Origin of the sequence: Clostridium sp. OS1-26 (assembly GCF_030915445.1) — a bacterium.
GTDB lineage: Bacteria > Bacillota > Clostridia > Clostridiales > Clostridiaceae > Clostridium_AM.
Window position 1 is genome coordinate 515,598 of sequence record NZ_CP133264.1, and the last position, 22,517, is coordinate 538,114.

Sequence of the window (22,517 nt, forward strand, 5' to 3'; positions counted from 1 at the left end):
TTTATAAGCAGAATATAGCAACTAGAGCATACGAATGTGTGCTATGTAGCTTTCTCTGTTAGCATAAAAAATTATGCTTGAGACATATTACTGAGCAAATTTAAAAGTGAATATTTTATTTTAATTCGATAGATACAGACTTGATTTTAACACCTTAAGCCCTTTATTAGGCAGGTTTGTACTATTAGAGTGTATAGGAAAACACAAGAAATGATATCAATTGCCATAGGTCCTGCTATGCAATTTTGTATATGCCTAAAAGGAAAGGATGTTTTAATATGAATGGAAAATATGAAAATTTAGAAGCTCAGATTGATAAATTATTTAGAGAAAATAATAGGAAGAGTATAAAGACCAGATACAGATATAAAGATGCTACATGTAGATTTTGTCAATGGCTTTCTGAAACTACAAATATAAAAAAATTTTCTAATATAAAATCTAAACATATATACATGTATGTAGATTTTATGAAAACAAAATATGCTCCAGGTACAATCAAAATGGAGTTAAGTGGAATAAGATTTTTTTATTCTTTAACAGGTAGCAAAGAAAGATTACCTGAGAATGAAAAGTTGAATTTAGAACAAAGAACATTTGGAGGAGTAAAAAGATCCTGGAGTGAAGAAGAAATTGAAAAGGCTATAGCTCTAGCTGAAAAAATGAATAGGATTGATGTAGTAATGGCATTAAAACTTTGTTTTAATTTTGGTACAAGATTAGAGGAAGCTGTAACTTTAACCGTATGGCAGATAAAGAAGGCTATAGAAAAAGGATATTTGTATTTAGAAAATACAAAAGGAAACAATCCAAGAGAGGTACTTGTAGAGGAAATTAAATTAGTGGTTTTATATTATGTGCTAAAAAATGCTAAGAGCAAAGAAAGAATCTTTATTGGAATAGGAGATAAGACTCATAAAGTTAAGAAGTCAATTCAGGATTGGATAAGGAATCACAGAAAAGAGTTTCAGGATATTGATAGGATCAATAATACTGCAGTTAGAGAATTAGTCAAAACAGGTGAAACTCCAAAGGCCAACGTAACAATACATGGAACACGTCATTCATATGCACAACAAAGTTTTTTGGATTTTACGGAATCTGGAGAGGATAAAACTACAGCTAAAAAAGCTACATCTGAAAGGCTTGGTCATCACAGAATTAGTGTTACAAATATTTACTTAAATAAGAGCAGATAAGATTAATATTGTTTTTTACTAATTTATCATTTTTTATTCCAATTTAAATTAGTAGGTATCAAAGTGAGGATATCTTATATTAAAATTCAGCAGTAGTTACCTCTAAAAAATGACATGAAATAATTATGAAAGAAAAAAGGAGGAATCCTGAAATTTGCGAAGTAGTTTGCTATGGTATTATTTAATCATTAATAATAAAAAAAGAGGTGTTTGTAATGATTAACAACATTAATGAGTTAATTTCTGAAATAATTGTTAGGAGAGTAGAGGCTATTTATAACAATATAATTAGTAAAGATGAAAAATATTTTAAAAGTGAAAGTAAAATAATTTCTTTAATCGATGAAATAAAGGATAAGCTTCCAGATGAAAACAAGAATCTAATTTATGTATTAGAAAAGGCTGTAAATGAACAATTAATTATTGCTGGAGAATTCATATATATGCAGGCAATTAAAGATTTAGCACAATTGAGAAAGATTTTATTATAATAATTTATTATTTTCAGTCAACATAAGTAAAAGAGTAGATTTTTATGCCTACTCTTAATTCATAGTGATATCAAATTGTAAATCTTACTGAATGAGTTTGTATGTCTTATCAAACCAAGCTACCAGTATCTATTGATTTTGCAACTACTTTCATGTCTTACCATTCCAAATAAATATTTTTATAATGATTATATAAAACATTTGTTTGTGATTAATTCACTTATTAGATAATTTAATAAAGGCCACTTTAATATTAGTATAAATATGATATTAGATAGATACAGATTAGACAAATAAACATATCTTCTGAGCTTCTTGTTTTGATTAGTTTGAAACCATAATACTTATTTTTAATTGGATATAACAAAGGTACACCTGTAATAGTTAAGCTATCTAATAGTAAATGAGTACTATAATTAAGCCCCCATAAAAGTCCTAGTTGTAGCCTATATAAGCTTAACGCTCCTGTAGTTATCAAGAGAGCTAAAATAGTATGTGTTATTCCTCTATGCTTCAATCCTATCCTATAGTCCCAGTCAGCCACAAATGAACCTATTATGGCTATAGGAAGAAGCATAACATTAGTTGCATTTATAAAAGGTAATGTTGTAGCAGCTCCAGCAAACATATGAGTTCTTTTCATCATAAATTTTTATCACCTCTATCTAAAAACATATTAAAAAAGGTATCCAATTCACTGGATACCCTAATGTTTCTTAAGCTATTGATTTTACTTACTTTATATCATTGATTTAAATTGTGATACTATAGTACTATCTATTTATAACTTAATATCTTTTATGTTTTTCATTTCTATATATTTTATTCCTCGCACCTGCTCACGCCTCTTGCACTTGCAGACAATCCAAAATTCTACTGCTGCTTTAGTTTCTGCTAGTGCATCCATTACGTCTTTTACTTTAGTCTCTTTTGTGCGGTTATATATATCAACTTCCAATATTATTATTTTGCCCGTTTTTAAGATAAATATACAATCAACTTTATTATTTTTTATTTTATATTCTCGCTGCATGAATTTTATTTTATCACTTAGCAATATAGTTATGTCTGTTATAACCAGAGCATGAAAAGAGGGTATTCTTTTAAGATAGTAAACTTTCTTACCTAGAATCGGATGTACTTGTGCTTTTAAAAATTTATTATCTGCCAGTAATTTTAATCTCTTAGCTGTCATATCATAAGAAGGAAAGAATAACTTTTGAAGTTGCTCAATAGTTGCTCCATGATTGTTTTGTATGAAATTAATTATATTAATATCTCTATCTTGCAATTTCATTTAGGATACTCAATATACTACTTATGTCATTTCCATCCTTGAACGGAGCAACTTCTTTTTTCTTTTCTATAATTCTATTTTTTATAGTTTCTGTAATCATATCATGATCTATTGTGAAGCTGTAGCCTCTCTGTTCATCTAATGTTCTACAAATTACTTCTCTTTCTTGGAGTTTTGATGCTTTTCCATTTCCTAAAACAACTACTGCAGCTGGTTCATCTGCTATTTTAAGGCTTATCCTGGTACATAATTGAGCTTTAATATCGCTTGGTATGCTATCATTCGTAGGTTTTTGAAGTGCTGTAATAAGAAATACTCCACTAGATCTACCAACGTTGACTATAGTTTTGATGTGCTTTAAACATTGAGCTTTTAATTGCTTTTCTTGCTTAGTATCTCCTTTGGATATGTTTAAGAAGCTAAATTCCTCTATCACTACATAGATATATTTCAATTTGTTATAGGCTTTCTTATTATAATCTTCTATATTGTAATAGCCTTTAGTGTTATCAATCAACCTTTCTCTTCTACTACATTCCTTATCTATTTTTATTAAGCTTTCCAATACCTCTTGCAACGTTTTGGAGTTTACCACTACCTGTTTACAATTTTGAAAAACTCCTAAATCATTCTTCCTAACTTGCAGTAAATAAATATCTATATTATTACACCAATTTATTAAGTTACTTAATATTAAAAGAAGTATTCTACTCTTTCCGGTTCCAGTGTCCCCTCCAACCAACATATGTGGAAACTTATTCATGTCTACAATAATTGGCTTTGTTAAACCATCCGCAATTAATAACTTATTTGCTGGTAATCTAATCGGAGAAAAATCTTTAAATTTAAACTGTTTAACACAATACATATACACAATATTACTTTCGTTTTTAAGTTGTATACTTTTATACCCTAATCCTTCTTTAAATATATCCAGGTTACTTTCTAGGTCGATTAATGTGTAAGAGTATGGTAATTCAATTTTAATTATATGCCCGTATTCTGTACGCTCTATGCTCCATATTTTAAGAGTTTTTTCTAATCTATTAGTGAATTGACTCTTAGAATAAGTAATTTGTTTCCATCGTCTTCTTATTCGTATTTTATCCATATTTTTGTAAGTGTAAGTAATTCCTCCCAATAATAAAGCCTCAGTAATCATTTTTTCACCTTCTTATTTGGAAATACTATCTCACTTATTACCCATAAACAAGTTAAAAGTGAGGCTTGCAGATACATATTTGACATTAAAGATTTAGCAGAATTTATAATTAGTTTATCTAATTCAAACACTTCACTTATTCCCTCCTATCCTTATTTTCTAAATATTTAAGATAAAATTCTATTGCATCCTTAACAAAATCCGACTTTTCTTCCTTAGTAGTAACAGCCGAATATAGTTTCATATCCCTAGTAGTTTTCTTAAAACTTACATCTACTTTCGGCATTGCTTCCTCCTGCTTTCTTATTCTTTACTATAATGTATGCAGAGTTTCATGAAATGTTTCTTATTTTGAACTAAAATATTTTATTTCGAACTATTTTTATAAAAAATAAGAGGATACTATTCCTCTTTTAAGTAAATAATATCCTCCATCTTCATATTCAATTTTTGGCTTATTTTGCATAAAACTTCTAATGTTGGTTGTTCCTTATTATTTTCATATTTATTATACTGCACACGTCTTATTTCTAAGAACTCAGCAAAGTCTTTTTGCGTTTTATAACCTCTCTGTAATCTTATTTGCAATAATCTATTCTTTACCCCATATGCATCACCTCACTTTAGCTTATGTATATATTCTGCAAAGTGTTTATAATTTCCTTTTCTTGTACAAACTTATAAGTAAAAGGAAGGTGTTTATATGGAGCTAGAATTAATAAAACTAGTGTATTACGGCTTTGGAAGTGCAATTATATTACTTTTTATATACATAACAGTATTAGCAGCATTTTTTATTAGACATATAAAAAGTGTACAAGAAAAAGATTTTTAACAAAGAGCCTGCATCTTAAGTAGATACAGGATCTTTTATTATAATGAAATTCCTTTATTTATACTGGAAAAATCCGTATAATCATATTAATACATAAAGTTATATTTGTAAATCATTGTAAACCCAACAAGTCCTACACTCTTAGTTAAAAGAATGTAGGACTATTGGCTGCTGTAATAAAATTCCACTGTGAAATAGTGAGATTATTTATAGCACCAACTATTATAGCTGGTGTTTCTTTTGCATGAAAATAAGCCCAGGTGACAGGGCTTATTTTTATCACTATATTTGTTAAGCACAATAACATATTTTTTTTCTTAGAATACTAGTATATTTGTTGCTTAATATTTTGTCTGTGGTAATAAAATAGTTAATTAAATTTAAATTATTTCCATCAAAATTATCCGGCCAGTATATAAACAACTTATTAGTATTAAGTAGGTCATCATATGCAAGATTCAGCTTATTAATAATTTCTTCAACACTAAGCAATATATTTGAAACAACATTGTTATTTATTGTATCTACGTTAACCTTATAATATAAACTGCCATCTTCTCTTAGCTTTATTATTTCATTTTTGTTATTCTTGTATATAGAAAGTCTACCGACATAAGAAGTGCTTTTAAAATTGAGTTCATTCAGTATCTTTTCTATTTTTGACTTATTTAAGTTAACAAAATACCTTCCTGGAGTTAAACTTATTGTAATACAACTCAAGTGTTTCACCTCCCTTTCTATATAAAAAGCTCTTTATGCTGGCTTTTAAGGTCTTCATACTGACTTCTAGCCTTAAAAACAATTTCAGTAATTTCATATATGCATTCTCCATCTAGTACATCTTTATTTTTATGGTTATTACATATAGTAATTACTTCTTTAAATAATTCTATTACATCTTCTATTATATCATACTCTTCATCGCTATTTGGATCTAACTTACATTTTATATCCTCTAATTTAGACAACCTCTTTTTATATGTACTCCTTATTTCAATTATACTATTTCTATTTAAAGCTGGTTGATTATCATGCATCATTACTCCATAGTCATAAACAATATCGTCACTAGCTTTAGAAGTATCACTATAATCTACCTTTCCCGTACCATTGGCACTATTTATAGCCAAAAATATATTCTTATGTGTATTATTATGTTCATTAGTATCTATTTTAATAACTATAGTATTTGTAGGTTGCGATAAATTCATTATATCTTCACCTACACTTAATTCATTTTCTTCTTTAGAATTGTCCATTTCTTTATCAGTAGACATTGTTTCACCTACTTGCTTATTTATACTTTGATACATATACCTTTTCTATTGTTTCATAAAGGTTTTTTAATTCACTTTTAAGCTTCTCTTCATTCTTGTCACGGGAATAATCTCGTATATTAACTAATATTGGCTTTATCTCTTTGTTAGACAAAAAATACCAACATATATTATTTTCGAATATAGAATCTATATTCTTATATATTGCTGAAGATATTAATTCTTTTGGATTGATTTTTTCTCTGTCTTTAATTTTATTATATTCACCCAAGAGCGGATTTAACACCTTATCTGGTATAACTTGAAGTTCTGTATAATATTGCCTTTGAGCTTTAATAGACTTAAAAGAAACTACTGTTGTTACAATACAGGCTAAAACACCACCAATAATGCCATTTACTATACTAAGAAAAAATGGGTTATTAAAATCAAACATATTTTTCCCCTTGTAAAAAATGATTGCACCTTTTAGTAAACATAATTCTATCATTTTAAGAATCTAATGAATGTCCTTTGATTTTTTAAATTGAATTATTGTACTGTTAAGATTATCCGATTCTTCTAAATATCTATTTAGCAATTGCACATCTATAATGTTATTACCTGAGTTTAACTTATTTCCTGCAACAGACACTAATTGACAGAGCATATTTAATAGTGAATTAAAATTTAAAGTACAGGAAAACTGAGTTAAATCGTTTCTCGACAGTGTCAAATTTATACTAGGTGATTTTTCTTGTACTGAAGTTGCTGTTCCACTTATATTAAATGGATCTGATACCATATTATTAAATGCCATTATGCACTCAAAATATATATCTCTCATTCTTCTTAACCTTGCATTGATTTGCGCATTAGAAGTTGTTCTATTGTTAAAATTTATATTAGGCGTCTGCATAAACTTACTAAGTGTCTCAATGTACTCTAATTGTCCATCAAACAATCTCACTAATATATTATTTAGTCTACCAATCATTGTGCCATTTAGCTCACTTGTACACGTAATTTTATATGCATCTTCGATATAATCAATTAGATGATTTTCATTTATATACTGAATTAGTTTATTATAACTTATTAAAAAATCATCATTATCGCCTTCATTAAACAAATTGTTTTTAATATTTAGCTCCATATTCATCCCCCCAATAAATGTACCTACTTAGCACTTCTGTGTTAATATAATTATTGTGTAAATTTTACTCAATAATAAATATGTTCTACATCTTTAAAGAAAATCCTCCAAAAAATTTAAAAAACTCTAGGTTTTTACACCTAAGGTTAAAATTATTATTGAGCCATTTGCGGTACGCCAATTGTATTTTGAACTTGAGTTATAGTTTGTTTCAACTGAGAATTTTCCTGTTGTAACTGAGATACTTGAGATTGTAGTTGTTGCTGTGCCGATAATTTTTCGGCTTCTGTCTTGTTATGTTCAAGGTCATTTACAGCTGCTTCTATAGCTACATTAATTAATTTTTGCTGTTCTTCATCTGGTTCAATTCCAAATTGTTTTAAGGCAGTGTATACAGCATCTTTTGCTACTTTATTTCTATCTTCACCTTTAAGATGTCCTGAATAATATAGTTGCTGAGCTCCTTTTACTCCCTTCTCTATCCATTCATCAAGTACTTTAGCAAAATTCACTACTGGGTTATTAGGTGCTATTTTTTTAGCTAAATTAATAATTGACTCAGTAACACCCAGAATCTGATCTGCAGTATCAAATATTTTAAGAACATTTATATAGGTACTGCACTCACTACATCCCCTACAACTCCGACTATAACTAATAATTGAATTTCTTGTCCTGTTATCATAATATATTCCTCCTAAAATTTTTTATAAATTGAAAGAGAGCCTCTCAGCTCTCCTATAAACTACTTTAAAATTTTATTCCAATCCTTTTCTCGAATAATTCCGTCAACTCCAGAGGCAGACCATATCCCGGTTCTCACTTGCCAATTTTTCATTGCTTGTGTCATTTTAGAATCTACTACTCCAGTTTTAGACAATCCTAAATACCATTGTATAAACTTAGTTGCAACTACATTGGCTGGCCAATCTGACCCAATAGTTGGCATTTTAGTAATTGCATTTAAGGAATTTACTAAACTATCATCTATATTTTCGCCATTTGGCAGATCTACCACATATCTAAACTGTTTTATAGCAGCTTTAGTTTTAGCATCCAATACACCAGTAGCATTAATCTCTCCTCTCTCCAGACAGCTAACCCTTTGCAAATCGTGTTGTACAGATTTTATAAAGTCAGAGTTACTATTATCCGGCCCCACTGTTTGTCCAGTAAGTCCTTGAACTATAGCTCTAGCTATAATTTCAGCACTTAATTTGTTATATAAGTCCACATCGCTTTGAGTATCTACAAAGCATACTTCTATAAGAATTGCTGCAGGTTTACTATGTCTTATTACATATAAGCTGCTACCATCTTTTACACCACGATTGGTAAAACCTAAAGCTACTAGGCATTTTAGTACATTAGAAGCTAGAACATTACCTGCAACACTCATAGCAAATACTTCTGAACCTTTTCCACCACCTGCATTTAAGTGTATAGAAACTAAATAATCTGCACTATTAGCAGCATTACATCTCTGCTGCAGTGAATTCACAACACTCGAAGCTTGAAGGTCTTGCATTCCAAGCCTGGTGTCCTAGTGATTAAAGTTTAGATATAACTCTATTCGCTATGTCTAAAGCACAATTCTGCTCATTTAAATATCCTTCTGCTCCTGTATCTGGATAACATCTATGCCCAGGATCTATTGTAAATATACTCATACTAACATCTCCTAATTAATTTTATTTTTTATATCTTTCATGTCCTCTTTTATATCTTCAACAATATCAAATTTTTTCGTTAAATCTTGTATAATGTCTTGATTTTTTCCTATAGTTATTTGATAGTTTTTTCTCTTTCACCTGTAGTCTTTAAGGCATAAAGTAATAAGAATACAAATAGCCCATATCCTAACCCTTGCTGTAGTGCTGATTTAAGTAGCTCATCCATAAAGCACCTCTATTTATGTAAAATAAAAAGAGCTTGGACTAACCAAACCCTTATAGCTCATAGTTTTCTTATAATAACATGTACTTATCGGACTTGTTATTAAAAAAATCCGTCCACTTTTCGTAATTATTACGTATAATTTTTAAAATACGAATCAACTTAGCTTTATGTCATGCTCATTTTTCTCAACTATATAAATTGGAATTTATCTTTGCAAAGCACTTATTTTATACTATAGCTTTTCATTATTTTTATAATTGTCATTCAAAAATTGCGTAAGTGCTTCGATTTTATCTTCTACATTTTTCTGGCGATCTCTAATCCCACTTTGGCTTAATGGTTTTCTTTCCTTAATAAGTTCCATTTCTCTTTTTTTTCGTGATCCGTTATTACTATTTTTTTCAATTAACTTAAATTTCAATGTTATGCCTGGATCATCAATTGTTTTGTCTGTAAAACCAAAATATTCCGGTTTCTTTTTTAACTCATATAGATGTGATGCACATCGTACTAAAACAAAAACTGACTCGCCAATATAAAGAACCTCAGATTTTTTATTTTGATCTATACTAATCTCATAGATACCTGAACCTATCGCTTGGATTAAATCATCTTGAAAAAATTCAACTTTGATATTCATATTTATCCCCACTTTCTTAGACAAAATACTATTTATATGGAACTCAATAAATGATGTTTGCTTCGCATTTTCCTTCAAATGCGAACTAATAACCATGATGCGAGACTTTTCAACGTGATATTTAATGAGATCCACCAGGTACTAACTACAGCAAGATTTTTAAGTAACCATATTAAAGAATTGACGACTCGGTAAATTCTCGGAGTCCTTTTAATTCATTTAAGAAATCTGTATATTTTAAATCAGTATTAATCTCTAACATTATTGTTTTCTCCTTCTCTAAATTTAGGGATTAACTTTGCTTCATCATTTTCCACTTCAAAAACTAAAAAATCGCTATCTTCCTCAACACATTCTTTTTCATATTTAAATTCTTTATCAATTAACATCTCAAAATAGTTTGTTTCTTTGTTTAATTCAAATACTGGACATTGTTCAAATCTGACATCACCAATATAGATTGCTCTAATCTTCTTCACAAAATCACCTCTTATTCTTTTCTTAGCGTGGTATTTGCCGGAAATGTTGGCTACACCTCTTATAGTTAAATATTGAATATTAAATGTTAACAAATATGCAGAATACGTCTTCTTACCATTAGTCCAAGAGATATAGAAAAGACGTATAAGATATAAAACTATATGTCTTCTCTCCTTTTTCGTACCTCTCTAATTAGAGTACTTTTGCTTATATTAGTTATTTGTACAACTTCATTATAACTATATTTCCCACCCTTTATCATTAACATATCTAATGCATTATCTAATTGTTTTTTACTATATTCCTTAGGTCTACCTTCTCTAAAACCTTCTTTTGTTTTTGCTATTGCCTTGCCACTTTGAGTACGTTCTATAATCATAGCTCTCTCAAATTCTGCAAATGCTAGCAAATTAGTTACTATTAATTTACCCATAGGAGTATCTTCTATTAGCCCCATATTTAATATATGTATCTTAACACCTTTTTTTAATAGCTTATCAATATATTCCAAGCCTTCTTGTGTGCTTCTACAAAACCTATCTAGCTTAGTAACTACTAGAACATCATCATTTTGTAATTTATCAACTAATTCATTGAATATCTTTCTATCACTCTTGGCACCACTGTATGCTTCCTTTTCAATTATCGCATTTATATATCTGCTTAATATTTGCTCTTCTTGTTCCTCAAAACTATTTCCTTTAATCTGTGCTTTTGTACTTACTCTACAGTATCCATAAATCATAAATTTTCACCCTCACTTTTGGATATAAGTTTTGACACCGTTGTATGTATTGATTATACGTCATTAATTTATTGGTGTCAATACTGTTAAGTTAAGACACTGACAAATTTTATTTTTGCGCTTAGTATGAATTTGGGAATCGCATCCTCGATGTACGAAATTCGTACATCAGAAAGAACTATTCATTTTACTAAAATTCTTTGTAATAGAATTATATTTCTAAAGTTGCATAAAATACTGAATAAAAAGAAGGTTGCTATGATGAATAAGTGTATAAAAGTTGCAATTAAACATTGTGATGAATTAGATATGAAGTTATTAGATAAAATTCTAAAAGATATAAGCTATAAGACTTGGAAAGCATGTAATAGAGCTATGACTTATTTCTATACTTTCACTATGAAAAGTATGATATATAAGGATACTACTGGCAAAAACATAGATGAAAAGAAAACTTTTGGTAAGACTCATGGTGCATGGATTGAAAACCAAATGAATGAAATAATGAATATATGTAATTCTAGAAATGTAGCACAAACAAGGCAATTCGTATCTAAAAGATTTAATGATGATAAGAAAAAAGGCCTGTTAAAAGGTGATGTTGCTATTACAAACTTTAAAAAAAATATTGCTATAATAATTCACAATAAAAGTTTTAAAGTAACTCAAGGAAATAAGGGTTATGAAATAGAGTGTAGTTTGTTTAATTCAAAATACCAAAAGAAAAACAACATTGCTAAGCTTACTCTTTTAGCTGATAGGATAGATAATTCTAAAAAGGCAACCTTAAATAAACTTGCAACAGGTATTTACAAACAATGTGCATCTAAAATAACTCAGGATAAAAAAGGGAAATGGTATTTTCATATATGTTTTAGTTTTGAACCTAATAAAAAAGAACTAGATTCAAATAGAATACTAGGTGTTGACTTAGGCATAATCAATGTCGCAACTATGCAAATATTTGATTCTAACTTAGGAATATGGGATAAACTTAGTTGGAATGAATGCATCTTAGATGGAAGAGAACTTATACATTATAGGCAAAAAATAGAACAACGTTACCATGACTTATTCAGAAGCAGTAAAATTGCTGGAAATGGTAGAACTGGTCATGGGCGGCTAACTAGAATTCAACCAGCTAATAGGTACAGAAATAAAATATCCAATTTTAGAAATACTTTAAACCACAAATACAGTAGATACATTGTTGATTTTACAGTGAAACATAATTGTGGCATCATACAAATGGAAGACTTAAAAGGATTTAACCCTGAAAATAAGTTTCTAAAACAATGGGCTTATTACGATTTACAACAAAAAATACAATATAAAGCAGAAGAAAAAGGAATAATTGTAATGTATAAAAAACCTTTTAAAACTTCACAGAGATGTAGTATTTGTGGTTGCATTAATGAAGAAAATAGAGATTGTAAAAATAATCAATCTAAATTCAAGTGCGTTGTATGTGGATATGAAGAAAATGCAGATATTAATGCGGCTAAAAATTTAAGCATTCCAAACATAGAAGATCTTATAGAAGAACAATTAAAAGCAAAATAATTTTGTCAACAATAAAGGGCGACTTAACGTCCTTAGGGCGAGAAGTACCAGTAAGTTTGACATAATCAACATGGCAACACTCGCTAAGCCTCAGCTTGACTGGGAAATTCTATGCAGATGCATTATGCAAGGCGCATAGAAACATATCAGTAATTTTAAAAATCGCTTAATTGTATTAATTAGTAACTAATATATGATATGTTTAAGCCTAAACATAAATTTAACGAATATGTAAATTTTGAATTAGTACTAATATATGATATGTTTAAGCCTAAAACCTTATTTATCGATACTAATCAAGGTTCGATTTGAAAATAATTCAAATATTTTACATTATATACGATAAAAATTTCTATATAGAACTACATTTATTTGTCTCTTATATGATGATTTGAATGTTACTTAAACTTATCTTTTCTTCTATTATAGAATCAAAATATGTTTTAATAATTTCACTACTTTTAGAACCTAATTCACTTATTAAATAATGATTTGCCTCAAACTTAGTTCCAAGACAACAGGCCACAGTAAAACAGTCAGCAAATACCTCTGGTCTATGTTGTTGCTCAACTATATCCCATTTGTTATGGAATGCTTTTTCAAATATTAAATCAAATCCATCTGGAAATATATTTACGTTTCTAGTTAGAGCTATATGTAATGCATGTCCAACTTCATGCAAAAATATAACTACAGATATATCTGAATGACCTTCTGTATATTTACTTCTTGAATTAATTATTGTATTTATGTGTGCTAAATAAACAGAGTTAGATTTTTCATTTACTAAATTAAAATTTAATATTGATAAAGAACGTCTCTTGGTAATTACCTTAAGAGCCTTTTCTACCGTAATTAATTTTAATAACTCAATAATTACTTTTTCAGAGATTAGGTTATAGTCATTTCCATTTGATTCTTTATAAGCATTAAGAAATTTTAACACTTCATCTAGCCATATTTTATATTGTCCAATGGTAGGACTTTTTCCTAATGGAATAGCAAAGTAGCCTAATAACATAGTATAAGATTCTGTTTGTTTAAAATATCTACAATTATTTCTATAGAATCCCCTTGAATTTTTATTTAGTATTAAATACCCTCCCATACATGCAGCAATAAAATGATTATTCACTAAACCTATGAATTCCTTGATAAGCTTTTTTCTATTAAATGATGCATTTATAATGCTATCAATTTTTATAAGTTGCTTTATAAAACTTTGATTAGTTTTACACTTTTTAAATAATTTTTTGGATTCTATATTAAGTAATTCTATATCTTCACATTTTTCCATAATACACCTCATTCATTACATTAATAATTGTGTTCAGTAGACATTAAATCAAACCTGATGGTATAAAGTAGCTGTGGGATATTCCTCCCATATCTTTTATAAGTTCTTAATTAATATCATCCAATATTTTTAATCATAAGGTCCTTACTTCTTCCAAGCTCATTCTATTTATAATTCTTAACAGCTCTTTTCTATCCTGTTGTATGTATATACCTGTTACTGTTAAGCTGTGTCCTAATAATTGAGATATAATAGTTTGATTAACACCCATCTCTGATAAATTTTGACTATATCTATGCCTGAAAGCATGAGCGTGGGCAATTTCTTTTTTTATCCCTCTGGCTTTTCCGCAATAAATTTTAATTAATTTATGTACAGTCTGCCTTGTAATAACTCCCTCTCTACTTGTAAATAAATATTCCTTATATTCTTCTTTAAGTGGCTCTCGTCTGTATTCTAAATACTCTTTTAGCTGAACTTTTAATCTTTCTGCTATTAATAATTCTCTGTATTTATTCCCTTTACCTTTAATCATTACAGAATCTTTGGCTACATCATTTATCTTTAGTTGCAACATTTCTGAAACCCTTGCACCTGTATAAAATAAAGTATAAAAAATTGCTATTGCTTTATGGTCATTTGCTTTTTTAGCTTGTCTTAAAATTCTTATAATGTGGTCATTAGTTATTAGTTCATTTGCAAAGTTCTGTTGCTCTATCTTAATTTGCTTAATCCTTATAATTATTTTATATCCCAGCTCTTCATCAAGATATTTTAAAAATTGATTTGCGGCCACAATCTTTGTGTTAATAGATTTTATTCCTATAGCTCTACCCTTGTATTTATAATCTTCTTTTAAATAAGCCCTATATCTTTTACTATCTATGCGTGAGAATTCCTTTAATTCTTTCCCTCTATACCATTCTAAAAATAGCTTTATATTCCTGGTATAGTTTTCGATAGTTTTTTCACTTAATTCTATTTCTCTTGTAAAACAGTTAATAATAAAATCACAAACAATACTTTTATATTGTTCTTTTATCTGGTCAACTAATTTTATAATAACCATTGCTCTTTCTTTTTCATTCATTATATTGAGCAATTCTGTTTCAAATTTTCCCACTTATAAAAAAAACCTCCTTAGAATCTTCTTTAGCTTTATGTTTGTCCACCATTATACTTAAATAAATTTAACTTATTATTCAATAGAGTTTCTAAAGTTGTACCCGTAGTTTAACATAATTATTTTATCTTTATCATACTTCCACCCATTGAACTCCAAGTATCTAAATAAATGTCCTATTTTTAGTGATATTGTTTCTCTCTTTAACCCTCTCTTTTCTAATAATCTTCTATAAGAAAAAAGAGTTATTTCTTTTACATCCTCTATAGTTAATCCTAAAATATCTAAATGCTGTTCAAATTCAACTATACTATTTTTATAAGCTCTTTTTGTTTTTTCTGACATTGGCTTTAATTCTTTCTTTTCAAACTTTTCTATACGTTCTTTAACTGCTTCTTTAACTATAAATCTTGTCATATCCCCACTCCTTCTTTAAAACAATTATTTAATATCTATTACTGCAGTAACTTTGCAATATATTTGATGTAATATTCCATCAAATGTGGTCTTCTATACATTGATTTAATTAAGTTCTCAATTGATATGCAATTAAAATTGAGTTGAATTAAGTTTGTTTTTAGTAATTATAATTGAGTGTTGCAATTTTTAAATATTCTCATTTCATAGTCTTAATCATATTTTTTACTTATTATCCTTTTATTAGGTTGATTTTAAAATTTGCGTTTATTCTTCCCCCATATAATTTAAAATTTAGCTTCTATTTAGTGATTTTCTTATAACATTCTTAATCCCTTTATTTTCAGTGCATAACAATCGATTTCATTTTTTTTACTTTTATTCTATGTTATTACTTTAATGTAATTTCAATTTTTATGTTGAAACATACTTTTTTATCAATTAGGCTTCTTTTTTTCTGATTCAGTTTACCTTACTCTAATTTTGTTACTCTTACATTTTATCCCTTAATATACTGTAAAATCTACATTTTCTAAAATTTTTACTTATAAATAACTCATTCTCAATTGTTTTATACCTCCCATCTCTCTTATTTTTTCCATTTCTCATTTTTAAAAAACGTTACTATAAATCCATTGATTTCATACCTTTATACACACTCATAAAAGTAGTTTTATTATATGGTATTTAATACCTCATTAAAGTTGAAATATAATACGGGTATTCGGAATTTATTCAAATTCCTTTTCCCGTATTTAATAATTTCCACTTTAGAACTCTCAAGTATCTGGGTTTTTAGAGCTATCTAATATTATTTGTCAAAACCTTAATCTTCTTTCTATCTCTTGAGGTAAAACTTATTACTATTTCATTAATTTTAAATGTTTCACTTTAGGATCGCTTAGTTTCATTGTCTTGCCAGTTTCATTATCAATAATAAATTTAGTTCCATCTTGATCTGTATGAACAGTATAGATTTTAAGTCCCATTTTGTTAGCAAACTCTTCACCTAATGAAGTTTGCCCCTCCAAACGCCTTATTCTACTTATATACTCCATAACTTCAACGTTAAAATCTGTAAGCTCCCAGTTGTGATATTCCCATATAAAATTTAATATTTCTTCACCAATAGGCTTGTCCTGGTCTAAAGATTTTACATAATTCTTAGTATAAAAATAATCTTTCATACCGTATTTATGGCCCTTATATTCCTTTGTCATAGGGTAAAGCTGCAAAAACTCCTTTGGTGTTAATGTACTCATTAAATTTTTTATGACGCTTGCAAACTGAAAGTCATATTCCGCAGTCTCCAAATCTATATATTCTGGTTCTTCTTTTGTATTTATTGCTTTTACTCCGTAAACAATTAGCTTTTTAATAATAGCTCTCCAATCTTGATCTGAATTTTCATCATAAAGCTTACTATACTCTTTTAAAGTATTATAATAAGCTTTGAAATATAAATCATGTTTACATGCATTATTTTTATCTTGCATAACTTCATTTCTCCTTACTCCTATAACTTTTAAATCTTACTAGCAGCCTCCCCAGAAGTCTGACAACCTAAGAAAGCATATAACTCTTTTAATTTCATCCTTACTTTATCAATACATTTTAAGAACGAATTTTCTAAAATGAACTAACCTTAAATCCGTTTTCTACTACTTTACTTCCCAATGTTCCTAAACTCTTCCTCTAACATATCTAAAAACCTTGAAGCTTCAACTATAGTCATTGGTATATCTGCTAATGCTTCTTTTATAACTTCTTCTACAGTTTTATTTGTTGTATTAATTACTTTTTCATTTACTAACTTTATTAAACTCATGTACTTCACACTTCCTTTTACATTAATTTAAATTATATCTCTTAATTCCAGTATTCTTTCTAACTCATAAAAATACTTTTGTTGTTCTGATGAAAGCGTTTTTTCAAATTCATTGCATTTACTGGCATATATGTTATCTTTGAGTTTTAAAAATTCCTCTATCGTTATTTTTTCCAATTCAACAATATCGTCTATTGTTATTTGAGCACTTTTAAGAGATTCTATTAAATTCTTTAACCCTCTTACAGTATCAGCCAAATCTACTGGATTTATATAACTTAAATCCATACTAGGATATTCTTTCTTAACATTATTGATTATATTTTTAGTCATTGTATATTTGTCCATATTTTACATTTCCTCCTTGACATTTTTGCTCAAAGGAGTATACTTATAACTGTGATTTATGAAGCTTCGCTCCTTTGAGCAAGCTTTTATTTTTTACATTTCTAATCTTTGATTATTTTCTTCTCCAAATATATCAAGAGTTCTACCTTTACACATTTCTATAATCCTACTACCTATTCCATTATCCAATATTAATAAGTCTTGGCTTAAGTATTCACTGGATACTATTATAGAAAGTTTATTTAAATATCTATAGTTCAATATTTCAAACATAATTCTTATGTCTGGTTCTGTGGCACCTCCCTTAAAAAGATCATCTATGATAAGAATCTTTGATTTTTTATACTTATTAATTTTTTCACGATATATTGTTTGATTCATAATATTTTGCTTTAACTCTGTAATGACTTCTCTATATGGAAAATATAAAGGTCGAAATCCCTTTTTAATTAACTCTAGTGCTATCGCCATACATGCATGAGTTTTGCCTGCCCCTGGTTGTCCTAAAAATGCTATGCTATGATTATTATTAAATTGAATAACCTCAAAATTTTCCACATAATTCAATGCCATCTCTTTCATTCTTTGAGATACTTTATTATTTATTTTAAATGTTTTAAAATTTTTGTCAGTAGACATTATATTAAATCCTGCATCTATCCACTGCTGCTTTAAAATCTCTTTTTGTTTACATTTACATATTTTAATTATAGATTGCCCTTCAGTTTTTACTAGTATACTTCCGGTATCTCTACAGATAGGACATTTGTAATTTTTCTTTTCTGCTTTCTCTTTACATCTTAAAGCTATTTCAGTAATTTTATTAATTGATTCTGAAATATTTTGCAAAACATAATCACTCCTTTTCTAATCCCAACCTAATAACTTTTTAGGTTTTTCTTTTTTGTCTTTTTTCAGATCTACAATACTAGAATTTTTTCTCTCCTCATTCATTTCTAAAATTAATCTGTCATATTGATGTCTAAATTTATCAGGACTTAGTATATTCTTGTACCAGAACTTATGTTGCTGACTAAACTTTATTAATTCTTTAACTTCCTCTAAATCTCTTTTATCTATCCTAAGAACGTAGTCAAATACCTTGGCCCAATTTTGTAAACTGGGTTTTTTAGCTTTAGCATTATTTTTTAATATGTAATTATATAAATACTCCGCAAGTCTGTATTCTTTTGAATCAGATGTATAATATATTTGTTTTTTATTTTTATTTTTAGTATATTCTTTTTTAGGGTTATCACTTTGATTATCATTTTGACTATCATTTTGATTATCACCAATGCCATTTAAATCATTGATTTCACTATATTCTTGATTATCATTTTGACTATCACTTTTACTATCACTTTGATTATCACTTTTTACTGCACTTAAATACTCCCATATTGAAGGTTTTTTCTCCCATTTCTCATACTGAAATATAAGTTTTATAATGCTTTTATCTTCAAATTCTTTAATAAGTCTTTGAGCCTTTGCAAATGTTACATTCAAATCTCTACTTACTTGATTTATAGTCATATAAAATTGACCTCTTGGCAAATCACATTTTAACCTTTGAAAATTTTCTTTTTTAGTTATATAATGATTAAACCTTATCTTATCCAAGCCTTTATCTAAATCAAACTTCAATACCTCATTGTTTGTTTGATAAAATCCTTCTGCCATTATATATATCTACCACCTTTTAACTAAAAGCTCACAACATGGATTAATTTTAAGGTGGCTATTAGTTTTAAAATTGTGTTCCTATATACTTCTCTAACCATGCATCTAATTTTGATATAACAATACGTCTCGATTTCCCTATTGATATACAAGGAAAATCCTTTGCATGACTCAACTGTAATGCTTTTTGATACGTTATGCCTTCAATTTCCGCCCATTCTCGAATACTCATAGTTTTTCTTTCAATCATTTTTTTATGTTCTTCTATTTTCTGTGTAAGATCAAGCATATTAACCCCCATTTGTTTAACAATTTTTCTTATCCGCTGAATCTTTATAATCATATCTTCTTGCTTCTCTGATTCGGTAATATACATTATTTATTTCTAATACAAAGTCTTCTCTAATAACTAAACTTCCCATCTCTATATTCCCAGAAAATAACTATATATAATAACATTCTTTAGAATTACAACGGTCTCTTAGATCATAAACTATTCTTTAACATATAGCTCTTTTACTGGAACTTCAAGAGCCATTGCAATTTTTCCAATTATATCTGCTCTTGTAGATACCTCCCCTTTTAAAAGTCTCGATATTGTTGCTCTGCTAACTGATGCTCTCTCACATAGTTCAATAAGTGATAAGCCCTGTTCAATTCTTATCCAATTTATTTTTTCTACATTTATCTTCATTTGTATTCACCACCCTTTCTTCACTCTTCATCTTGAATCAAGTATAACTCTTCACTATTAGACATGTCAATACAATTTTCTTCTTTCGTATAATTCATGTTTCAGAACTCTTCATTTGTGGTATAATATAAAAAAGGAGTGATAAAAATTGTTCAAAGAAAGATTAAAAGAATTGCGAGAATGTAAGGGTTTAACTCAATCACAGCTATCTGAAGAGCTTAAAATTGGTAGAGCATCTATTAGTAATTATGAGTTAGGAACAAGAATCCCTGATATAGATGTATTGATAAAAATCTCTAAATACTTTAATGTAACTACAGATTATTTAACTGGACAAAGTAAATTTAAAACATTAGATGAAGCAATTAAAATGTCATCAACAAATGAATTATTAAAAGATAGTATTTCAAAACTATCTGTACCAGTAAATAATGGAATCATCAAACAATTAAGTTCAATATTGGAAACAATCCTTTTCCTTCTTGAACATGATAATAAATATGCTGTTGATTTTTGTGAATCTATTAGCTATCTTATAGATTTATATAAGTCATTAGTTGACTTTGTAGAAAATCAGGAGCCTGTGGAACTTAAAAAATATAAAGAAGAACTGCAAGGCACACTTAAAAATAGTTTGGATTATCACCCTGAAAATAAATATTCAAATGAAATTTTTGATGAGCTTAAAAGCAGAATAAAATCGTCTATAACATATTCTCGATATTATGCCTTAAAAAAAAGATGCCCTGAGTTATTTAAACTCCTTAATAATAGAGAAATATAGCTATTTTAATCTTAATAATCTAAGTAATACATGTAAAAAAGCTTTGCATTGAAAATTAACATGTAACTTAAGAGGTGATTTAATTATGCCTAAAGCTAGGTCAAAAGCTAATGGTGAAGGCACTATATATAAGTATGAAAAGAATGGTAAGACATATTATAGAGGTATGCTTACTATTGGATATGATGAAGATGGAAAACTTATACGAAAGTCATTCAATGGCTCTAAAAAGCAAGAAGTAGTTAATAAGATGGCCGAATATAAAACAAAAAGTAATGCAGGGTTGTTGCCTTCTGACGATAAAATTACCCTGCAGCAATGGTTTTATACATGGCTATTTGACTTTAGAATTAACGATTTAAAACCTTCTTCTCTTGAACGCTATGAAGGTATATATAGAAACTATATTAAAGATACACAGATAGGTAAAAAGAAGTTATCTGACTTAAGAGCTGCTGACATTCAGATGTATTATAATAGTTTATCTGAATCTAACAAAACTGCAGATACAATTAAGATGATAAATAAGAATCTTAAAACTTGCCTTAATGAAGCTTTAAAACAAGGCTTAATTACTAAAAACTATTGTACTCTTGTAACATTACCTAAAGTAGAGAAAAAAGACGAAATAACAGTTTTTTCAGTAGAGGAACAAAAGTCTCTTATAAACTATCTTGAAGGTCATAGGCTAAAAATGCTGCTTGCAATGGCTCTAGGCACTGGTATGCGGCAAGGTGAACTCCTAGGATTAAAGTGGAGTGATATTGCTTTTGATAATAATACGGTTTCAATTAACAAGTCAATAAAATTAGTTTACGTTGTAACTAAAAATGGCAGTAGAGAAAGTAAGATTATTGAGCAAACACCCAAAACCAAGAATAGTATAAGGACCATTCCTGTACCATCTAAAGTTATGGATGAATTAAAACAATATAAAGAATTTCAAAATCAAGAAAAAATTAATAACAAGGATTTATACCTAGACAACAATATAGTATTTGCTACAGAGTTAGGAGCTTATCTTGATAGTAGATATCTGACCAAGCGATATACAAGTATATTAAAAAAAGCTGATATACCTTATAAAAAGTTTCATTCACTAAGGCATACATATTGTACCAGGTTATTTGAAGCTGGGATACCAATAAAAATAGTTCAAATGCTAATGGGCCACGGTGACATAAAAACCACTATGAACATATACACCCATGTTATGCCGGATGAAAAAATAAAGGCTGTTGAGAAGATCAATAATCTCTTTTAAATTTTACTGCACAACTACTGCACGAATTTTAATAGATTTTCGTAAAATATTAAAACCTCTAAACTTTGCAATACGTTGGTATTACTAGCTTAGAGGTTATCTTTTTATATTGGCGGGAATATGTGGGAATCGAACCCACCCGTCGTGGTCTTAGCACGGCAGAACGGTTTTGAAGACCGGCAGGCACACCAGCACCTATCTACTCCCAAATCTAATTACATAAAGTATTATAATTTATTAAAATTATTATGTCAACATTTTTCACCATTATATCATATCACATTATGTAATTAATTGTATTATTTTTAATAATACCACAATAAGTATGAAAAAACAAAAACAATTTATCCAATGGC

Annotated in this window: 31 protein-coding genes, 1 tRNA gene and 1 pseudogene; 6 read left to right on the top strand and 27 right to left on the bottom strand. The window is 28.4% G+C overall.

The window, feature by feature from the left end; translation table 11 throughout:
• The first annotated feature begins 278 nt into the window (after positions 1 to 278).
• A complete protein-coding gene (locus RCG18_RS02500) occupies positions 279 to 1,199 on the top strand; it encodes a tyrosine-type recombinase/integrase (protein WP_308039862.1) in 921 nt (306 codons plus the stop codon).
• Positions 1,200 to 1,414: 215 nt separating this feature from the next.
• Positions 1,415 to 1,690: a hypothetical protein gene (locus tag RCG18_RS02505; RefSeq protein WP_308039864.1), complete on the top strand. Its 276-nt coding sequence runs from the start codon at positions 1,415 to 1,417 to the stop codon at positions 1,688 to 1,690.
• Positions 1,691 to 1,943: 253 nt separating this feature from the next.
• Here RCG18_RS02505 and RCG18_RS02510 read toward each other — a convergent pair whose 3' ends face one another.
• The 5 genes from RCG18_RS02510 to RCG18_RS02530 form a co-directional block, all read right to left on the bottom strand.
• A complete protein-coding gene (locus RCG18_RS02510; protein ID WP_308039865.1) occupies positions 1,944 to 2,336 on the bottom strand; it encodes a metal-dependent hydrolase in 393 nt (130 codons plus the stop codon).
• Positions 2,337 to 2,471: 135 nt separating this feature from the next.
• Complete coding sequence (locus tag RCG18_RS02515; RefSeq protein WP_308039866.1) at positions 2,472 to 2,987, bottom strand: hypothetical protein; 516 nt, start codon at positions 2,985 to 2,987, stop codon at positions 2,472 to 2,474.
• A complete protein-coding gene (locus tag RCG18_RS02520; protein ID WP_308039868.1) occupies positions 2,971 to 4,098 on the bottom strand; it encodes an FtsK/SpoIIIE domain-containing protein in 1,128 nt (375 codons plus the stop codon). Before RCG18_RS02520 ends, RCG18_RS02515 begins: the two co-directional genes overlap by 17 nt.
• A 187-nt stretch (positions 4,099 to 4,285) precedes the next feature.
• Positions 4,286 to 4,435, bottom strand: a complete 150-nt coding sequence (locus RCG18_RS02525; protein WP_308039869.1) for a hypothetical protein — start codon at positions 4,433 to 4,435, stop codon at positions 4,286 to 4,288.
• A gap of 116 nt (positions 4,436 to 4,551) precedes the next feature.
• Complete coding sequence (locus RCG18_RS02530) at positions 4,552 to 4,737, bottom strand: helix-turn-helix transcriptional regulator (protein ID WP_308039870.1); 186 nt, start codon at positions 4,735 to 4,737, stop codon at positions 4,552 to 4,554.
• A gap of 115 nt (positions 4,738 to 4,852) precedes the next feature.
• Between RCG18_RS02530 and RCG18_RS02535 the strand changes: the two genes are divergently transcribed.
• Positions 4,853 to 4,984 (top strand): hypothetical protein, encoded by a 132-nt coding sequence (locus tag RCG18_RS02535; protein WP_308039871.1) that lies wholly within the window; start codon positions 4,853 to 4,855, stop codon positions 4,982 to 4,984.
• A gap of 145 nt (positions 4,985 to 5,129) precedes the next feature.
• On the opposite strand, the gene RCG18_RS02540 is transcribed toward RCG18_RS02535, so the two are convergent.
• From RCG18_RS02540 to RCG18_RS02590, 11 genes and pseudogenes are all read right to left on the bottom strand, one after another.
• Complete coding sequence (locus tag RCG18_RS02540; protein ID WP_308039872.1) at positions 5,130 to 5,267, bottom strand: hypothetical protein; 138 nt, start codon at positions 5,265 to 5,267, stop codon at positions 5,130 to 5,132.
• Positions 5,268 to 5,275: 8 nt separating this feature from the next.
• The gene (locus RCG18_RS02545; RefSeq protein WP_308039873.1) at positions 5,276 to 5,704 is read right to left on the bottom strand and encodes a hypothetical protein; all 429 of its coding nucleotides are present in this window, start codon (positions 5,702 to 5,704) and stop codon (positions 5,276 to 5,278) included.
• 17 nt (positions 5,705 to 5,721) lie between these two features.
• Positions 5,722 to 6,297, bottom strand: coding sequence for a hypothetical protein (locus RCG18_RS02550; RefSeq protein WP_308039874.1), 576 nt, complete (start codon positions 6,295 to 6,297; stop codon positions 5,722 to 5,724).
• Positions 6,278 to 6,697, bottom strand: a complete 420-nt coding sequence (locus RCG18_RS02555; protein ID WP_308039875.1) for a hypothetical protein — start codon at positions 6,695 to 6,697, stop codon at positions 6,278 to 6,280. Before RCG18_RS02555 ends, RCG18_RS02550 begins: the two co-directional genes overlap by 20 nt.
• Positions 6,698 to 6,760: 63 nt before the next feature.
• Positions 6,761 to 7,396: a hypothetical protein gene (locus tag RCG18_RS02560; RefSeq protein ID WP_308039876.1), complete on the bottom strand. Its 636-nt coding sequence runs from the start codon at positions 7,394 to 7,396 to the stop codon at positions 6,761 to 6,763.
• 155 nt (positions 7,397 to 7,551) lie between these two features.
• On the bottom strand, positions 7,552 to 7,908 hold the full coding sequence (locus RCG18_RS02565; protein ID WP_308039877.1) for a phage holin, LLH family: 357 nt from the start codon (positions 7,906 to 7,908) through the stop codon (positions 7,552 to 7,554).
• Positions 7,909 to 8,141: 233 nt separating this feature from the next.
• Positions 8,142 to 8,924, bottom strand: a complete 783-nt coding sequence (locus RCG18_RS02570) for an N-acetylmuramoyl-L-alanine amidase (RefSeq protein ID WP_308039878.1) — start codon at positions 8,922 to 8,924, stop codon at positions 8,142 to 8,144.
• 153 nt (positions 8,925 to 9,077) lie between these two features.
• Positions 9,078 to 9,295: pseudogene (locus tag RCG18_RS02575) on the bottom strand (BhlA/UviB family holin-like peptide).
• A 232-nt stretch (positions 9,296 to 9,527) separates the two neighbouring features.
• Positions 9,528 to 9,935, bottom strand: coding sequence for a hypothetical protein (locus RCG18_RS02580; RefSeq protein ID WP_308039879.1), 408 nt, complete (start codon positions 9,933 to 9,935; stop codon positions 9,528 to 9,530).
• A 248-nt stretch (positions 9,936 to 10,183) separates the two neighbouring features.
• The gene (locus tag RCG18_RS02585; protein WP_308039881.1) at positions 10,184 to 10,414 is read right to left on the bottom strand and encodes a hypothetical protein; all 231 of its coding nucleotides are present in this window, start codon (positions 10,412 to 10,414) and stop codon (positions 10,184 to 10,186) included.
• 158 nt (positions 10,415 to 10,572) lie between these two features.
• Positions 10,573 to 11,160, bottom strand: a complete 588-nt coding sequence (locus RCG18_RS02590) for a recombinase family protein (RefSeq protein WP_308039882.1) — start codon at positions 11,158 to 11,160, stop codon at positions 10,573 to 10,575.
• Positions 11,161 to 11,418: 258 nt separating this feature from the next.
• Between RCG18_RS02590 and RCG18_RS02595 the strand changes: the two genes are divergently transcribed.
• On the top strand, positions 11,419 to 12,723 hold the full coding sequence (locus RCG18_RS02595; RefSeq protein ID WP_308039883.1) for a transposase: 1,305 nt from the start codon (positions 11,419 to 11,421) through the stop codon (positions 12,721 to 12,723).
• Between the two features lie 379 nt (positions 12,724 to 13,102).
• Here RCG18_RS02595 and RCG18_RS02600 read toward each other — a convergent pair whose 3' ends face one another.
• The 10 genes from RCG18_RS02600 to RCG18_RS02645 all read right to left on the bottom strand — a co-directional run bounded on the left by RCG18_RS02600 (position 13,103) and on the right by RCG18_RS02645 (position 20,113).
• On the bottom strand, positions 13,103 to 14,020 hold the full coding sequence (locus tag RCG18_RS02600; RefSeq protein WP_308039884.1) for a hypothetical protein: 918 nt from the start codon (positions 14,018 to 14,020) through the stop codon (positions 13,103 to 13,105).
• Between the two features lie 133 nt (positions 14,021 to 14,153).
• Positions 14,154 to 15,143: a tyrosine-type recombinase/integrase gene (locus RCG18_RS02605; protein WP_308039885.1), complete on the bottom strand. Its 990-nt coding sequence runs from the start codon at positions 15,141 to 15,143 to the stop codon at positions 14,154 to 14,156.
• Positions 15,144 to 15,218: 75 nt separating this feature from the next.
• On the bottom strand, positions 15,219 to 15,560 hold the full coding sequence (locus RCG18_RS02610) for a site-specific integrase (RefSeq protein ID WP_308039886.1): 342 nt from the start codon (positions 15,558 to 15,560) through the stop codon (positions 15,219 to 15,221).
• Between the two features lie 863 nt (positions 15,561 to 16,423).
• Positions 16,424 to 17,056, bottom strand: a complete 633-nt coding sequence (locus RCG18_RS02615; RefSeq protein ID WP_308039887.1) for a hypothetical protein — start codon at positions 17,054 to 17,056, stop codon at positions 16,424 to 16,426.
• Between the two features lie 170 nt (positions 17,057 to 17,226).
• Positions 17,227 to 17,388 carry a hypothetical protein gene (locus RCG18_RS02620; RefSeq protein ID WP_308039888.1) on the bottom strand — a complete coding sequence of 54 codons (162 nt, stop codon included), beginning with the start codon at positions 17,386 to 17,388 and terminating at the stop codon, positions 17,227 to 17,229.
• Positions 17,389 to 17,415: 27 nt separating this feature from the next.
• A complete protein-coding gene (locus RCG18_RS02625; RefSeq protein ID WP_308039889.1) occupies positions 17,416 to 17,736 on the bottom strand; it encodes a hypothetical protein in 321 nt (106 codons plus the stop codon).
• A gap of 93 nt (positions 17,737 to 17,829) precedes the next feature.
• Positions 17,830 to 18,585 carry an ATP-binding protein gene (locus RCG18_RS02630; protein WP_308039890.1) on the bottom strand — a complete coding sequence of 252 codons (756 nt, stop codon included), beginning with the start codon at positions 18,583 to 18,585 and terminating at the stop codon, positions 17,830 to 17,832.
• Positions 18,586 to 18,603: 18 nt separating this feature from the next.
• The gene (locus RCG18_RS02635; protein ID WP_308039891.1) at positions 18,604 to 19,419 is read right to left on the bottom strand and encodes a hypothetical protein; all 816 of its coding nucleotides are present in this window, start codon (positions 19,417 to 19,419) and stop codon (positions 18,604 to 18,606) included.
• 67 nt (positions 19,420 to 19,486) lie between these two features.
• Positions 19,487 to 19,708, bottom strand: a complete 222-nt coding sequence (locus tag RCG18_RS02640; protein ID WP_308039892.1) for a DNA-binding protein — start codon at positions 19,706 to 19,708, stop codon at positions 19,487 to 19,489.
• A 204-nt stretch (positions 19,709 to 19,912) separates the two neighbouring features.
• Positions 19,913 to 20,113: a helix-turn-helix transcriptional regulator gene (locus RCG18_RS02645; protein WP_308039893.1), complete on the bottom strand. Its 201-nt coding sequence runs from the start codon at positions 20,111 to 20,113 to the stop codon at positions 19,913 to 19,915.
• A gap of 148 nt (positions 20,114 to 20,261) precedes the next feature.
• Between RCG18_RS02645 and RCG18_RS02650 the strand changes: the two genes are divergently transcribed.
• A complete protein-coding gene (locus RCG18_RS02650; RefSeq protein ID WP_308039894.1) occupies positions 20,262 to 20,897 on the top strand; it encodes a helix-turn-helix transcriptional regulator in 636 nt (211 codons plus the stop codon).
• 85 nt (positions 20,898 to 20,982) lie between these two features.
• Entirely contained in the window at positions 20,983 to 22,161 is a 1,179-nt protein-coding gene (locus RCG18_RS02655) for a site-specific integrase (protein ID WP_308039895.1), read from the top strand.
• Between the two features lie 110 nt (positions 22,162 to 22,271).
• Here RCG18_RS02655 and RCG18_RS02660 read toward each other — a convergent pair.
• A tRNA-Sec gene (locus tag RCG18_RS02660) sits at positions 22,272 to 22,368 on the bottom strand.
• Positions 22,369 to 22,517 lie beyond the last annotated feature (149 nt).